Source organism: Streptomyces sp. NBC_01017, assembly GCF_045162795.1.
Classification (GTDB): Bacteria; Actinomycetota; Actinomycetes; order Streptomycetales; family Streptomycetaceae; genus Streptomyces; species Streptomyces machairae.
Genome location: NZ_CP108683.1, coordinates 2,694,409 through 2,708,880, shown reverse-complemented (window position 1 = coordinate 2,708,880; position 14,472 = coordinate 2,694,409). Strand labels below are relative to the sequence as shown.

Below are 14,472 nucleotides of genomic sequence, written 5' to 3'. Positions count from 1 at the left end.
GACAGGCTAGGGCAACACCCCCTGTACCGCCGCCTCGGCCTCCGCCTCCGCCAGCCGCACCGTCCGCTCCGCCAGCTCGCTGATCCGCATCCCGTCGAACCCGAACACCGCACTGCGGACGGTGTCCTCCAGCGGCCCGGTCCACTGGTCCGGGATCGCCTGCGCCCCGGTCAGCACACCCGCCACCGAGCCGGCCGTCGCCCCGTTGGAGTCGGTGTCCAGGCCGCCGCGCACGGTGAGGGTGATGCTGCGGGTGAAGTCGCCGTCGCCGTACAGCAGCCCGGCGGTGAGCACGGCCGCGTTCGGGATGGTGTGGATCCAGCCGAGCCCGGCGGTCTCCTCGGCGACCGTGGTGAGCGTGTCCTCCCAGGTCATCCGGGTGTCGTGGAGCGAGACGACGCGGCGTACGGTGCGGGCGAGGCGGCTGCTCGCCGGGATGACGGCGAGCGCCTGGTCGACCGCCTGGCGGACCGTGGACGCCGTGAACGCCGCCGCGACCAGCGCCGCCGCCCACATCGCGCCGTACACCCCGTTGCCGGTGTGCGACAGCACCGCGTCCCGGCGGGCGAGGGCGGCGGCGCGACGCGGGTCGCCGGGGCACGTCCAGCCGTAGATGTCGGCGCGGATGAGGGCGCCGATCCACTCCTGGTAGGGGTTGTCGTACGTGGCGGTGAGCGGCGGTTTCAGACCGTTCGCGAGGTTGCGGTACGCGGCCCGCTCCGCCGTGAAGGTCTGCAGATACGGCAGCCGCAGCAGCCACAGGTCGCCGACCTGCTCGGTGCTGAAGCCGAAGCCGTGGGTCTCCAGCAGGTCGAGGCCGAGGATGGCGTAGTCGACGTCGTCGTCGCGGCAGCTGCCGTGGATACGGCCGCGCACGCACTGCCGCCACTCGGGGCGCAGCTCGAAGCCGTCGTCCTCGCTGACCGGCTCGGGGAGATAGTCGGTGAGGGGCAGGGCTGCGGCCTGCCGCAGATAGCGGTCGATACGGTCCCGCGTCCACAGGTCGCCCTGCTCGACCGGCTTGCCGAGCATGTTGCCCGCGATCCGGCCGAGCCAGCCTCCGAGTACGCGGTCGGCGAGCTCCGGCTCAGTGCCCACAGGGGTCATAGGACCGGTTTACCCAATTCCGGGGGCGTCCGCTCCGGGTTCGGCCGGTACGCACAGCGGGCCCGCAGGGCGTTCTCAGGCTCCGGGCAGGGCATGACGTCACGGGCCTCCTCCGGTTAAGGTCGCAGCGGCGCGACTGGCCTTGACATGCGCGAGGCCCGGAGAGCAAGGGGAAAACAGGTGACACAGCGCGTGCTCATCGCCGCGGACAAGTTCAAGGGGTCGCTGACGGCCGTGCAGGTCGCCGAGCGGGTGACGGCCGGTCTGCGCCGGGCCGTGCCGGGCGTCCGGGTCGAGGCCATGCCCGTGGCCGACGGCGGCGACGGGACCGTGGACGCGGCGGTCGCGGCCGGTTTCGAGCGCCGGGAGGTAAGGGTCGCCGGGCCCCTCGGGCACGAGGTGACGGCGGCGTTCGCGCTGCGCGGCGACACGGCGGTCGTGGAGATGGCCGAGGCGAGCGGCCTGCAGCGGCTGCCCGCCGGAGTCTTCGCGCCGCTCACGGCGTCCACCCACGGTTCGGGCGAGCTGCTGCGGGCCGCGCTGGACGCGGGCGCCCGCACGATCGTGTTCGGCGTCGGCGGCAGCGCCACCACCGACGGCGGCGCCGGAATGCTGAGCGCGCTGGGCGCGCGGTTCCTGGACGCGGACGGGGAGCCGGTGACGCCGGGCGGGGGAGGCCTGGGCGACCTGGCCACCGCGGACCTCTCCGGCCTGGACCCGAGGCTGGCCTCGGTCGAACTGGTGCTCGCCAGCGACGTCGACAATCCGCTGACCGGCCCGAAGGGCGCACCGGCGGTGTACGGCCCGCAGAAGGGCGCCTCGCCGGACGACGTGGCGACGCTGGACGCGGCGCTCGCGCACTTCGCGAAGGTGCTGGAGGAGTCGGTCGGCGCCAAGGCCGCCGAGCACGCCGCCGCACCGGGTGCCGGCGCGGCCGGTGGCATCGGCTACGGCGCCCTCCTCATCGGCGCCCGCTTCCGCGCCGGCATCGAGGTCATGCTCGACGTCCTGGGCTTCGCGCCCGCGCTGGAGCGGGCCGATCTCGTCATCACCGGCGAGGGCTCCCTGGACGAGCAGACCCTGCACGGCAAGGCCCCGGCGGGCGTCGCCGCCGCAGCCCGCGCGGCCGGCAAGGAGGTCGTCGCGGTGTGCGGCCGTTTGGCCCTCCCCCCGGATGCCCTGGGCCACGCGGGCATCCGCCGCGCGTACGCCTTGTCGGCGCTCGAACCGGACCCGGCGAAGTCCATGGCCCAGGCGGGTCCTCTCCTGGAACGCGTGGCGGAGTCGATCGCGCGGGACTTCCTGACCTGACCGTCGCCGGGACGGCAACCCCGGAGGCTGCCGTCCCGCACCCGGCCATGACCGGGACCGGCGCCGCCTGCGTACAACGCGGCCACGGAACCGGCCGGGCCACATGCTCCGGGCCGCTCAGGCGAGGCCCGACGCGGTTGGGGACATTGTCTGGCTGGTCCATCGCCGTGGTGCTTGCCGTGTCCGTCGTGATGGGGCCGTGGGCTGCTCGGATCGCCTGGCAGCAGGCACGCAACCGGCGAGCTTGGTTGCCACTTCCGGCTCGGCCCGCCTCCGGCGTCTCAGGCGTCGCATCAGACGCCCGAGGCCGACTTCGGCCGGTTCCGCCATCCCAAGGACCTGAACGACTCCATGAGCTGCCCCATCACCATCCTGCGGCGCTGCCCGCCGGGTCTGGCTGATACCACTGCCGTGGACCTCGCCCTGGGCCTGTGGGGGCTGTCCCGGCAGTACAGCGTGTGGCGGGACGAGGCCGCGACCTGGCAGATGGCCCGGCGGTCCGTCGCCGACATCTGGCTGCGGCGGGAAACCCGAGGGGCCCGGACCGAATCACGATTCGGTCCGGGCCCCTCGGGTTACGTACAAGCCGGCCTACGGGACCTGTGCCGCCCGCGCCTCGCGGCTCTCACGCCGGTTGTCACGGAAGGTATTCACCCGGCGAGCCGTGGCGAACAGCGGAATCGTCGCCGCCATCACGATCTGCAGCGCGCAGCCCATCTGCAGCAACACCTGGCCGCCCGGCGCGTCGAACGCCCACGCCGCCAGCATGCCCATGGCCGTCACGATCCAGCCGAGCACCGCCACTGCGAGGACGCCCCGTGGCTTCGGGTACTCGACCCGGCTCACCATCAGCCACGCGGTGCCGACGACCGCCAGCAGCGTCGCCTCGAACGGCAGCTCGAGCAGCACGATCGAGACGACCGTGAGTGCACCGAATGGCGAGGGCATGCCCTGGAACGTGCCGTCCTTCACGGTGACGCATGAGAAGCGGGCAAGCCGCAGCACCACCGCCAACAGCACAACGATCGCGCCCACCGCGGCGACCCGCTCATGCGCGTCCCTCGCGACCATGCCGTACACGAGCACGAAGTACGCGGGCGCCAGCCCGAAGCTGATCAGATCGGAGAGATTGTCCAGCTCGGCACCCATCGGCGACGACCGGAGCTTGCGGGCGACGAGGCCGTCGAACAGGTCGAAGACAGCCGCGCACAGCATCAGTATCACTGCCGTGGCCGCGCTGTTGCGGGCCATGCCCGAATTGTCACCCGTGAGGTGCGGGATCAGGATGCCGGTGGTGGTGAAGTACACCGCCATGAAGCCGCACGTGGCGTTGCCGAGGGTGAGGGTGTCCGCTATCGACAGGCGGAGAGAAAGAGGCATCTCCTCCTCTTCGTCGACCTCGTCGGCCTCGGGCACCCAGCCCGGCTGTGTCTCAGGATCAATCACGGTCAATGCGAGTCACCCCAGCCACGGTCTTCTGCCCGACCTCGACCGCGACCTCCACGCCCTCGGGCAGGTAGATGTCGACGCGCGAGCCGAAGCGGATCAGACCGATACGGTCGCCCTGCTCGACCTTCGTGCCCTGCGGGATGTAAGGAACGATGCGACGGGCCACCGCGCCGGCGATCTGGATCATCTCGATGTCGCCGAGTTCGGTGTCGAAGTGCCAGACTACGCGCTCGTTGTTCTCGCTCTCCTTGTTGAACGCCGGAACGAACCCGCCAGGGATGTGCTCCACGGACGTGACCGTGCCGGAGAGCGGCGCACGGTTGACGTGGACGTTGAGCGGGCTCATGAAGATCGCGACGCGGGTGCGGCCGTCCTTCCACGGCATGATGCTCTGCACCACACCGTCGGCGGGAGAGATGACCCGGCCCTGGGCGATCTCGCGCTCGGGGTCGCGGAAGAACCACAGCATGCCCGCCGCGAGCGCGGTGGCGGGCACGGCCACGGCCTTGGCGACGCCGGAGCGGCGTGCGCGGGCCAGGCTGAGGGCTGCGGTGGCGACGGTCGGGAGAAGCCACGGCGATGCTCCGCGCGCGAGGCGTACGCCGGCCCGGCTGTCGCGAGGTGCAGAGGTTTGGCTGTGGGGCATGGATGACCTTCGTAGCGGATGATGCCGCGCTTCGACGGGGGACGGCGGCTTTCCGGGGATCGTACCGGGCGCGGGCCACAACTGGGCAAGCCAGGAAGCCGAGTCGGCGGCTGAAGAGTATTGACGGGGTGTGATCTTCTTCTCGAAGAAAACACCCCGAACCCGTACATCTATCCCTGGAACCGATACTCTTCGAGCAACCTGCGACCGATGATCATTTTCTGGATCTCGGCGGTACCTTCACCGATAAGCAGCATCGGAGCCTCTCGGTAGAGGCGCTCGATCTCGTACTCCTTGGAGAAGCCGTAGCCGCCGTGGATCCGGAAGGCATCTTCGACGACCTCCTTGCAGTACTCGGAGGCGAGGTACTTCGCCATCCCAGCCTCGAGGTCGTTTCGCTCCCCGGAGTCCTTTTTGCGAGCCGCGTTCACCATCATGGCATGCGCCGCCTCGACCTTGGTAGCCATCTCGGCCAGCTTGAACTGGATGGCCTGGTGCTGGGCGATCGGCTTGCCGAAGGTGTGACGCTGCTGGGCGTACCGGACACCGAGTTCGAAAGCACGCTGAGCGACGCCGCAGCCACGCGCCGCCACATTGACGCGGCCGACCTCGACGCCGTCCATCATTTGGTAAAAACCTCGGCCGGTGACGCCGCCGAGCACCCGATTGGCCGGAATGCGCAGGCCGTCCATGATGAGCTCGGTCGTGTCGACGCCCTTGTAGCCCATCTTGTCGATCTTGCCGGGGATGGTGAGGCCGGGGCGGGCCTCTCCGAAGCCGGGCTCCTTCTCGACGAGGAAGGTCGTCATCGACTTGTGGGGCGCGGTGCCCTCGGGGTGTCCTTCGTCACTTCGGACGAGAACGGCGACCAGAGAGGACGTGCCGCCGTTCGTCAGCCACATCTTCTGGCCGTTGAGGACGTACTCCTCGCCGTCCTTCACCGCCTTCGACGTGATGGCCGACACGTCGGACCCCAGACCCGGCTCCGACATCGAGAAGGCACCGCGGATGTCGCCGGCCGCCATGCGCGGCAGGAAGTGGTCCTTCTGCTCCTGCGTGCCGTGCTGCTTGAGCATGTACGCCACGATGAAGTGGGTGTTGATGATGCCGGACACCGACATCCAGCCGCGGGCGATCTCCTCGACGCACAGCGCGTACGTCAGGAGCGACTCGCCCAGACCGCCGTACTCCTCGGGAATCATCAGGCCGAACAGGCCCAACTCCTTCAGACCGTCGACGATCTGCTGCGGGTATTCGTCGCGGTGTTCCAGCTCGGTGGCGACCGGGATGATCTCCTTGTCCACGAAGTCGCGGACGGTGGAGAGGATCTCCTGCTGGATGTCGGTCAGACCGGCGGTCTGGGCGAGTCGCGCCATGGCTACTTCTCCTGCTCCTTGAGCTCGGGGCGGCCCGGCTGCTCGCCGCCGCGCTCCTTGATGTACGTCTCGGTCGGCACCATCACCTTGCGGCGGAACACGCACACGAGCGTGCCGTCCTGCTTGTAGCCCTTGGTCTCGACGTAGACGATGCCGCGGTCGTTCTTCGACTTCGACGGCCACTTGTCGAGCACGGTCGTCTGGCCGTAGATCGTGTCGCCGTGGAAGGTCGGCGCCACGTGCTTGAGCGACTCGATCTCCAGGTTGGCGATGGCCTTGCCGGAGATGTCCGGGACCGACATGCCGAGCAGGAGGGAGTAGATGTAGTTGCCCACGACGACGTTCTTGCCGAAGTCCGTCGTCTTCTCCGCATAGTTGGTGTCCATGTGGAGCGGGTGGTGGTTCATGGTGAGGAGACAGAACAGGTGGTCGTCGTACTCCGTGACCGTCTTTCCCGGCCAGTGCTTGTACGTCGCCCCGACCTCGAACTCCTCGTAGGTGCGTCCGAACTGCATCGCGCTCAGGCCTCCGGGATCTCGAACTTCGACGTGCGCTGCATGCCGGCCGCGCGGCCCTTGCCGGAGATGACCAGCGCCATCTTGCGGCTGGCCTCGTCGATCATCTCGTCGCCGAGCATCGCCGAGCCCTTCTTGCCGCCCGCCTCGGACGTGTAGTAGTCGTACGCGTCCAGGATCAGCTCGGCGTGGTCGTAGTCCTCCTGCGAGGGCGAGAAGATCTCGTTGGACGCCTCGACCTGGCCCGGGTGCAGCACCCACTTGCCGTCGAAGCCGAGGGCCGCGGCGCGCTGGGCGACCGCGCGGTAGCCGTCGATGTTGCGGATCTGGAGGTACGGGCCGTCGATCGCCTGGAGGTTGTTGGCGCGGGCGGCCATCAGGATCTTCATCAGGATGTAGTGGTAGGCGTCCGCCGGGTAGCCGGGCGGCTGCTCGCCCACGACCAGCGACTTCATGTTGATGGACGCCATGAAGTCGGCCGGGCCGAAGATGATCGTCTCGACGCGCTGGGACGCCGTCGCGATCTCGTTGACGTTGTTCAGGCCCTGCGCGTTCTCGATCTGCGCCTCGATGCCGATCTTGCCGACCTCGAAGCCCATCGTCTTCTCGATCTGGGTCAGCAGGAGGTCGAGGGCGACGACCTGCTGGGCGGTCTGCACCTTCGGCAGCATGATGCAGTCGAGGTTCTGGCCGGCACCCTCGACGACGGTCACGACGTCACGGTACGTCCACTCGGTCGTCCAGTCGTTGACGCGCACGACCCGTGTCTTGCCCGTCCAGTCGCCCTCGTTGAGGAACTTGACGATGGTGTGCCGCGCCTCGGGCTTGGCGAGCGGGGCGCACGCGTCCTCCAGGTCGAGGAAGACCTGGTCCGCCGGCAGGCCCTGCGCCTTCTCGAGGAAGCGGGGGTTGCTTCCCGGGACCGCGAGACACGAGCGGCGGGGACGCAGACGGTTGACGGTCATGCGGGGACCTCCAGGGGGTCGAGCTTGTTCGCTTTCCGGATCTCGTCGACGATGCGGCCGATGATTCCGGTGATGTCGAAGTCCTTCGGGGTGAAGACGGCGGCCACACCCGCGGCCCTGAGCTGCGCGGCGTCGCCATTGGGGATGATCCCACCGGCGATGACGGGTATCTCTGTGGCACCGGCCACACGAAGGCGATCCAGCACGTCCGGCACGAGCTGGGCGTGCGAGCCGGACAGGATGGACAGGCCGACCGCGTGCACGTCCTCCGCGAGGGCCGCGTCCACGATCTGCTCGGGCGTCAGGCGGATGCCCTGGTAGACCACCTCGAAGCCGGCGTCACGCGCCCGCACGGCGATCTGCTCGGCGCCGTTGGAGTGTCCGTCCAGGCCCGGCTTGCCGACCAGGAACCGCAGCTTGCCGACGCCCATGTCCTTCGCCGTCAGGTCGACCCTGCGGCGCACGTCGGCCATGGCCGAGCCCTCCTCCGCGGGGACGGCAACCGGCGCCGACGACACGCCCGTCGGCGCCCGGAACTCCCCGAACACCTCGCGCAGCGCCCCGGCCCACTCGCCGGTCGTGACACCGGCGCGGGCGCACTCCAGGGTGGCCTCCATGAGGTTGGCGGTGCCCTTGGCGGCCTCCTTCAGCCGGTCCAGCGCCTTGCACGGGCGCGGGTGGTTGAAGGGCGGCTGGTAGCGGGTGTCGCGCCAGTGCTCGAGGGAGCCGATGACCCGGGCCTCGACGGCCGGGTCGACCGTCTGGATGGCCGTGTCGAGGTCGGCGGTGAGGGGGTTCGGCTCGGTCGTCTCGAAGATGTTGACGCCGATGATCTTCTCTTGACCGGACTCGATACGACCGCGGCGCTCCGCGTGCGAGGAGACGAGCTGCGACTTGAGGTAGCCCGACTCGACGGCGGCCATCGCACCGCCCATCTCCTGGATCCGGTCGATCTCGGCGAGAGACTCCTCGACGAGCTTCGCGACCTTCGCCTCGATGACGTGCGAGCCCTCGAAGATGTCCTCGTACTCCAGCAGATCGCTCTCGTGCGCCAGCACCTGCTGGATGCGCAGCGACCACTGCTGGTCCCAGGGCCGGGGCAGTCCCAGCGCCTCGTTCCAGGCGGGCAGCTGCACGGCACGCGCGCGTGCGTCCTTCGAGAGGGTCACGGCCAGCATCTCGAGGACGATCCGCTGGACGTTGTTCTCCGGCTGCGCCTCGGTCAGACCGAGGGAGTTGACCTGGACGCCGTAGCGGAAGCGGCGCTGCTTGGGGTTCTCGATGCCGTAGCGCTCGCGCGTGACCTGGTCCCAGATCCGCCCGAACGCCCGCATCTTGCACATCTCCTCGATGAAGCGGACGCCCGCGTTCACAAAGAAGGAGATACGGGCCACGACGTCCCCGAACTTCTCGACGGGGACCTGCCCTGAGTCGCGTACGGCATCGAGAACCGCGATCGCGGTGGACATCGCGTACGCGATCTCCTGGACCGGCGTGGCGCCCGCTTCCTGCAGGTGGTAGCTGCAGATGTTGATCGGGTTCCACTTCGGGATGTGGGAGACCGTGTACGTGATCATGTCCGTCGTCAGCCGGAGTGAGGGCCCCGGCGGGAAGACATGGGTCCCCCGCGACAGGTACTCCTTGACGATGTCGTTCTGGGTCGTGCCCTGGAGCTTGGTGATGTCCGCGCCCTGCTCCTCGGCGACGACCTGGTAGAGCGCCAGCAGCCACATGGCGGTGGCGTTGATCGTCATCGAGGTGTTCATCTGCTCCAGGGGGATGTCCTGGAACAGCCGGCGCATGTCACCGAGATGGGCCACCGGTACGCCGACCCGGCCGACCTCGCCGCGGGCGAGGATGTGGTCGGAGTCGTAGCCGGTCTGTGTCGGCAGGTCGAACGCGACCGACAGACCGGTCTGGCCCTTGGCGAGGTTGCGCCGGTACAACTCGTTGGACGCCTCGGCCGTGGAGTGACCGGCGTACGTGCGCATGAGCCACGGCCGGTCCTTCTCCCGCTTGCCTTCGGCGGGCTGACGCTCAGTCATCTATGACCTCGGGTGTCTCAGATGTTGCGGAAGCGGTTGATGGCGTCGATGTGCTTGGCGCGCATCTCCTCGTCGCGCACGCCGAGGCCCTCCTCGGGGGCGAGGCACAGGACGCCGACCTTGCCCTGGTGGAGGTTGCGGTGCACGTCGTAGGCCGCCTGGCCGGTCTCCTCCAGGGAGTAGACCTTCGACAGCGTCGGGTGGATCTTGCCCTTCGCGATGAGCCGGTTGGCCTCCCAGGCCTCGCGGTAGTTGGCGAAGTGCGAGCCGATGATCCGCTTCAGCGACATCCACAGGTAGCGGTTGTCGTACTCGTGGTTGTAGCCCGAGGTCGAGGCGCAGGTGACGATGGTGCCGCCCTTGCGCGTGACGTAGACCGAGGCGCCGAAGGTCTCGCGGCCCGGGTGCTCGAAGACGATGTCGACGTCCTCGCCGCCGGTGAGCTCGCGGATGCGCTTGCCGAAGCGCTTCCACTCCTTCGGGTCCTGGTTGTTCTCGTCCTTCCAGAACTTGTAGCCCTCGGCGTTGCGGTCGATGATCGCCTCGGCGCCCATCGCCCGGCAGATGTCCGCCTTCTGGTCGCTGGAGACGACACAGATCGGGTTGGCGCCACCGGCCAGCGCGAACTGCGTGGCGTACGACCCGAGTCCGCCGCTCGCGCCCCAGATCAGGACGTTGTCGCCCTGCTTCATGCCGGCGCCGTTGCGGGACACCAGCTGCCGGTACGCGGTGGAGTTGACCAGGCCCGGAGCGGCGGCCTCCTCCCAGCTCAGGTGGCCCGGCTTGGGCATGAGCTGGTTGGACTTGACGAGCGCGATCTCGGCGAGGCCGCCGAAGTTCGTCTCGAAGCCCCAGATGCGCTGCTCGGGGTCGAGCATCGTGTCGTTGTGGCCGTCGCTGGACTCCAGCTCGACGGACAGACAGTGCGCGACGACCTCGTCACCGGGCTTCCAGGAGTTGACGCCCGGGCCGGTCCGCAGGACGACACCCGCGAGGTCGGAGCCGATGATGTGGTACGGCAGGTCGTGGCGCTTGGTCAGCTCGGAGAGCCGGCCGTAGCGCTCCAGGAACCCGAAGGTCGACATCGGCTCGAAGATCGACGTCCACACCGAGTTGTAGTTGACCGAGGAGGCCATGACGGCCACCAGGGCCTCGCCCGGGCCGAGCTCGGGCAGCGCCACGTCGTCGAGGTGGATCGACTTGCGCGGGTCCTTGTCGCGGGTCTCCAGGCCCGCGAACATCTCCGTCTCGTCCTTGTGCACGGTGATCGCGCGGTACGACTCGGGGAGCGGCATGGCGGCGAAGTCGGCGGGCGTGGAGTCCGGCGACTGGATCGCGTCGAGGATGTCCTTCACGGTCACGGTGTTGCCTCCGGCGATACGCACCCTGAGGGAGGGGTGCTGAGGGTTACGTCGGTGCTGCTGAGGGTTTTGGTGGTTGCCGTCGGTTCGGCTGTTGTGCTGTTCGGCAGCGCTTTGTGGCGCGGGAGGTTGCCTGTGACGCAGGCGTCCGGGCGCGCAGGCCCCTGGAGGGGTTTGCGGGGACAGCCGACGTACGAAAGGTCTCTGCACGCCGGCCGCCCGGACACTTTCAACGTATGACACGCCGTGCCATCCGGCAAGGCACTGGGTGCCAGAACTTGCTCTCAGATGAAATCTTTACGTAACAAATGAGCGATGATCGATCAAAGCTACCGACGAGTAGGCGGTAATCGGGCGCTATCGGTCACCAATCGCCGTCAGCCGGTCGCCTGCGGGGCATCGGCCAGACATGCCAGGTACATGGCCATCGCGGTGCGTGCCTCGCGCACCCCGCGCCCGCTCAGCACGTCGATCTTCGTCAGCCGGTGGAGCAGGGTGTCGCGGTGGACGGCGAGGCGCTCCGCGGTCCGCACGAGCTGGAAGCCGCACTCCGCCCAGGCGATCAGCGTCTCCCGCAGCACCGGCCAATCCTCCCGCTCACGCAGGCCCGCAAGGAGCGCGGCCGCGTACCGGGCGCGCGTGCCGCACCACGACGTACGAGCCGACGATCCTCACCTCGCTCGGACTCGAACACGGCGACAGCGCCTATCTCGGGTCGGTGGCGCTGCAGATCTTCTACATCCTGGGCTCCCTCTCCGGGATCCTCTTCATCAACAAGGGCCGCAGGCCTCTGCTGTTGTGGAGCTTCGCGCTGTCGGCCGCACCGCTGCTGGTGCTGTCGGTGCTCGCCGACCCGGGGCCGGCGGCCGTCATCACGCTGTTCGCGGTGTTCGGGCTCGCGTCCTTCTCCAGCCAGTGCCTCCAGGCGATCCACCCGTCCGAACTGTTCCCGACGGGTGTGCGCGCCACCGCCAACGGCTTCGCCACCGGCGCCAGCCGCATCGGCGCCGCCGTCGGCACCCGGGGCACCCCCGTGGTCCTCGGCCACGGCACCCGCCTCGCCATGTTCCTCGGCGCGCTGATCTGCGGGCTCGGCCGGCTGGTGTCGTACCGGCTGGCCCCGGAGACCAGCGGGAAGAGCCTTGCCGAGGCGAGCGGTGACGGGAGTGTTCCGCCGGCCGACCTGCCCTCTGTGAAGGAGCTTTCGTGAGCCCGTCGCCCTCCTCGGTCCTCGTCGTCGGCGGTGGCGTCGTCGGCCTGGCCTGCGCGCACTGCCCCGGCCGGCCGGCCTCACGGTCACCGTCCTGGAACGGGACGGGCTCGGCAGCGGGGCGTCGCGGCCAAGGCCCTGACCGGTGTGTTCCGGCCGGACAGCCCGCTGTGGATCAACCCGGTGCCCAGCGTTGCGCTGCTGCGTTTCCTCGCCGGCCTCGGGCTGCGCAGCACGGCCCGGCACCACAGGTCCGGCGCCAACGCCCTGGCCGCCCTCGCCGGGGACACCTTCGGGCTCTTCGAGGAGCTGGTGGCGCTCGGGGTGGACGGCGGGGCCGGGAAGGACGGCTTCCTGTTCGCGTACCCGTCGTACGAGGACGCGGCGCACGGGCTGGCGGGCTTCCGCACGCTCGGCGCACCGGTCGCGCCGGAGGGGGTGCTCCGGAGTGCGGCGCCGGCCGAGACGGAGCCCGCCCTCGGGCCCGCTGCCCGGGCCGGGTTCCTGGTGGAGCGTCAATGGGCCGTGGATCCCGGGCAGTTCGTGGACACGCTCGCCGAGCGGCTGCGGCGCGACGGGGCCGAGCTGGTCGAGGGCGCTCGGGTGACGGCGGTCCGGGAGGACGCGGATCGCGTCGAGGCCCGTACGACCGCGGGGACCTACCGGGCGGACGCCGTCGTGATCGCCGCGGGCGTCTTGTCCCGGGAGGTGTGCGCCTCGCTCGGCGTACGGATCGAGATGGCCGCCGGGAAGGGCTACAGCTTCTCGGTGCCGGCCGAGTCGGTGCCGAAACGCCTGGTCCACCTGGGCTCGGCGAAGGCGGTGCTGGCGCCGCTGGGCAAGGGGGTGCGGGTCGCCGGGACCATGGAGTTCGACCGGGACTTGGACCGGTTCCGACAGGGCCGCGTGCAGGCGCTGGTGGCGGCTGGCCGGCCGTATCTGCCGGGCGCCGACTGGGAGCGGCGGGAGCAGGAGTGGATGGGGCCGCGCCCGATGACCCCGGACGGCCTGCCCCTGACCGGCCCGGTACCGGGCCGCCCCCGGATCCTGCTCGCCACCGGCCACAACATGCTGGGCCTGACGCTGGCCCCGGCGACGGGACGGCTGGTCACGGGGGAGGCGGACCCGGGACTGGCGGCGAGGTTCGCCCCGTCCCGATCGGTCCGGCTGCGCCGGGGACGGGGCCTGTCCGGCTGATCATGCCGCCGCGAGGTCTGGGACGCCCGCCCCGAGCGGTCGTCGCTCAGGGTGGCCCCGGTCCGCCCCGGTCAGCCGGGCCGGTCCTAGGCCCCCAGCCCGAGCAGGGCCACCTGCAGGGGGAGCGCCGGCTCCTCGGGGAGGGCGGGCGGCTCCTCGCCGCGGCCCGTGTGCGTGGGCGCGACGGCGCGCAGGCCCCCGATGCCGTCGGCGGCCCACTTCGCGTCCGTCGCGGGGAGGGACAGGGTCATGCGCCGCCCGTCGGCCAGCGTGGCCCGGAGCTTGGTCGGGTCGTTCGTCTGCATGGCAACCCACTTCCGTCGCACACCACGAAGATCATCCTTCGACATGGAGGACGGACGGGTCGGGCAATTGGTTCCCGCGGAGGGCCCCGCCGCCAGGAGGCCCCGCAGCCGCAGGAGGCCTCCCACAGCCCGGTGACGCTCTACGCCCGCTCCTTCAGCGCCTGCTCGATGGTCCGCATCACCTCGTCGAGCGGGGCGTCGGTCCGCGCCACGGTCACGAGCACCTCGCCCTGGCCGGCCACGGAGGCCGGCACCGTACGCGGCGCGGTCTCCCGCCCCGCACCGATCCCCGTCCCGAACGTCCGCCGCACGATCGCGAAGGCGTGGTCGAGCTGCGCCTCCACATCGCCCTGTCCACCGGCCCGCAGCCAGCGCCGCAGGACGTGGTTGTGCGCGGTGACCACGGCCGACGCGGCGACCTCCGCCAGCAGCGGGTCGTCGTTGGCGTCGTCGTCGTGGGCGTGCTCGTCGAAGTGGCCGAGGAGATAGCGGGTGAACAGGCGCTCATAGCGGGCCACCGACGCGATCTCCGCCTCCCGCAGGGTGGGCACCTCGCGTGTGAGCTTGTAGCGGGCCACCGAGATCTCCGGCCGGGCCGCGTACATCTTCATGACTTCCTTGATGCCCCGGCACACGGTGTCGAGCGGGTGCTCGTGCGCGGGCGCCGCGTTGAGCACCGCCTCCGCGCGGATCAGCGTGTCGTCATGGTCGGGGAAGATCGCCTCTTCCTTGGAGCGGAAGTGGCGGAAGAACGTGCGGCGGGCGACCCCGGCCTGCGCCGCGATCTCGTCGACGGTGGTTGCCTCGTACCCCTTGGTCGCGAACAGCTCCATGGCCGCGGCCGCCAGTTCGCGGCGCATCTTGAGCCGCTGGGCGGCCGCGCGACTGCCTGCGGCACTTTCCGGCGCGTCGGGCGTGGCTGGTGTACGTGAGGACTTGGCGGGCTGGGGCATGACCCGAACGTACTGCATGTGCGCAGCTTGAT

14 protein-coding genes are annotated in these 14,472 nt (G+C 69.9%); 3 read left to right on the top strand and 11 right to left on the bottom strand.

Annotated elements, in window-relative coordinates; all coding sequences use genetic code 11:
- Nucleotides 1-6 precede the first annotated feature (6 nt).
- Complete coding sequence (locus OG331_RS12560; protein WP_406195147.1) at nt 7-1,107, bottom strand: ADP-ribosylglycohydrolase family protein; 1,101 nt, start codon at nt 1,105-1,107, stop codon at nt 7-9.
- 192 nt (nt 1,108-1,299) lie between these two features.
- On the opposite strand from OG331_RS12560, the gene OG331_RS12555 reads away from it, so the two are divergent.
- On the top strand, nt 1,300-2,418 hold the full coding sequence (locus OG331_RS12555; RefSeq protein WP_406209980.1) for a glycerate kinase: 1,119 nt from the start codon (nt 1,300-1,302) through the stop codon (nt 2,416-2,418).
- 591 nt (nt 2,419-3,009) lie between these two features.
- Here OG331_RS12555 and pssA read toward each other — a convergent pair.
- The 8 genes from pssA to OG331_RS12515 all read right to left on the bottom strand — a co-directional run bounded on the left by pssA (nt 3,010) and on the right by OG331_RS12515 (nt 11,356).
- A complete protein-coding gene (gene pssA / locus OG331_RS12550) occupies nt 3,010-3,870 on the bottom strand; it encodes a CDP-diacylglycerol--serine O-phosphatidyltransferase (protein WP_406195145.1) in 861 nt (286 codons plus the stop codon).
- Nucleotides 3,857-4,513 (bottom strand): phosphatidylserine decarboxylase, encoded by a 657-nt coding sequence (locus tag OG331_RS12545; RefSeq protein ID WP_048579466.1) that lies wholly within the window; start codon nt 4,511-4,513, stop codon nt 3,857-3,859. Before OG331_RS12545 ends, pssA begins: the two co-directional genes overlap by 14 nt.
- A 170-nt stretch (nt 4,514-4,683) precedes the next feature.
- A complete protein-coding gene (locus tag OG331_RS12540) occupies nt 4,684-5,889 on the bottom strand; it encodes an acyl-CoA dehydrogenase family protein (RefSeq protein WP_383231989.1) in 1,206 nt (401 codons plus the stop codon).
- 2 nt (nt 5,890-5,891) lie between these two features.
- Complete coding sequence (locus OG331_RS12535) at nt 5,892-6,404, bottom strand: MaoC family dehydratase (protein ID WP_030948303.1); 513 nt, start codon at nt 6,402-6,404, stop codon at nt 5,892-5,894.
- Nucleotides 6,405-6,409: 5 nt separating this feature from the next.
- Nucleotides 6,410-7,369 carry an aldolase/citrate lyase family protein gene (locus tag OG331_RS12530; protein WP_391396390.1) on the bottom strand — a complete coding sequence of 320 codons (960 nt, stop codon included), beginning with the start codon at nt 7,367-7,369 and terminating at the stop codon, nt 6,410-6,412.
- Nucleotides 7,366-9,414: a protein meaA gene (locus OG331_RS12525; RefSeq protein WP_406195142.1), complete on the bottom strand. Its 2,049-nt coding sequence runs from the start codon at nt 9,412-9,414 to the stop codon at nt 7,366-7,368. Before OG331_RS12525 ends, OG331_RS12530 begins: the two co-directional genes overlap by 4 nt.
- 17 nt (nt 9,415-9,431) lie before the next feature.
- Complete coding sequence (gene ccrA / locus OG331_RS12520; protein ID WP_406209977.1) at nt 9,432-10,769, bottom strand: crotonyl-CoA carboxylase/reductase; 1,338 nt, start codon at nt 10,767-10,769, stop codon at nt 9,432-9,434.
- A gap of 383 nt (nt 10,770-11,152) precedes the next feature.
- Nucleotides 11,153-11,356 carry a helix-turn-helix domain-containing protein gene (locus OG331_RS12515; RefSeq protein ID WP_406195140.1) on the bottom strand — a complete coding sequence of 68 codons (204 nt, stop codon included), beginning with the start codon at nt 11,354-11,356 and terminating at the stop codon, nt 11,153-11,155.
- Nucleotides 11,357-11,442: 86 nt separating this feature from the next.
- Here OG331_RS12515 and OG331_RS12510 point away from each other — a divergent pair, with 86 nt between their 5' ends.
- Entirely contained in the window at nt 11,443-11,985 is a 543-nt protein-coding gene (locus OG331_RS12510) for an MFS transporter (RefSeq protein WP_406209974.1), read from the top strand.
- 183 nt (nt 11,986-12,168) lie between these two features.
- Nucleotides 12,169-13,182 (top strand): NAD(P)/FAD-dependent oxidoreductase, encoded by a 1,014-nt coding sequence (locus tag OG331_RS12505; protein WP_406195137.1) that lies wholly within the window; start codon nt 12,169-12,171, stop codon nt 13,180-13,182.
- Nucleotides 13,183-13,268: 86 nt separating this feature from the next.
- Here OG331_RS12505 and OG331_RS12500 read toward each other — a convergent pair whose 3' ends face one another.
- Both OG331_RS12500 and OG331_RS12495 read right to left on the bottom strand, forming a co-directional pair.
- Nucleotides 13,269-13,487, bottom strand: coding sequence for a hypothetical protein (locus OG331_RS12500; protein WP_406195135.1), 219 nt, complete (start codon nt 13,485-13,487; stop codon nt 13,269-13,271).
- Nucleotides 13,488-13,627: 140 nt separating this feature from the next.
- Nucleotides 13,628-14,440 carry a TetR family transcriptional regulator gene (locus OG331_RS12495; RefSeq protein WP_362381512.1) on the bottom strand — a complete coding sequence of 271 codons (813 nt, stop codon included), beginning with the start codon at nt 14,438-14,440 and terminating at the stop codon, nt 13,628-13,630.
- Nucleotides 14,441-14,472 lie beyond the last annotated feature (32 nt).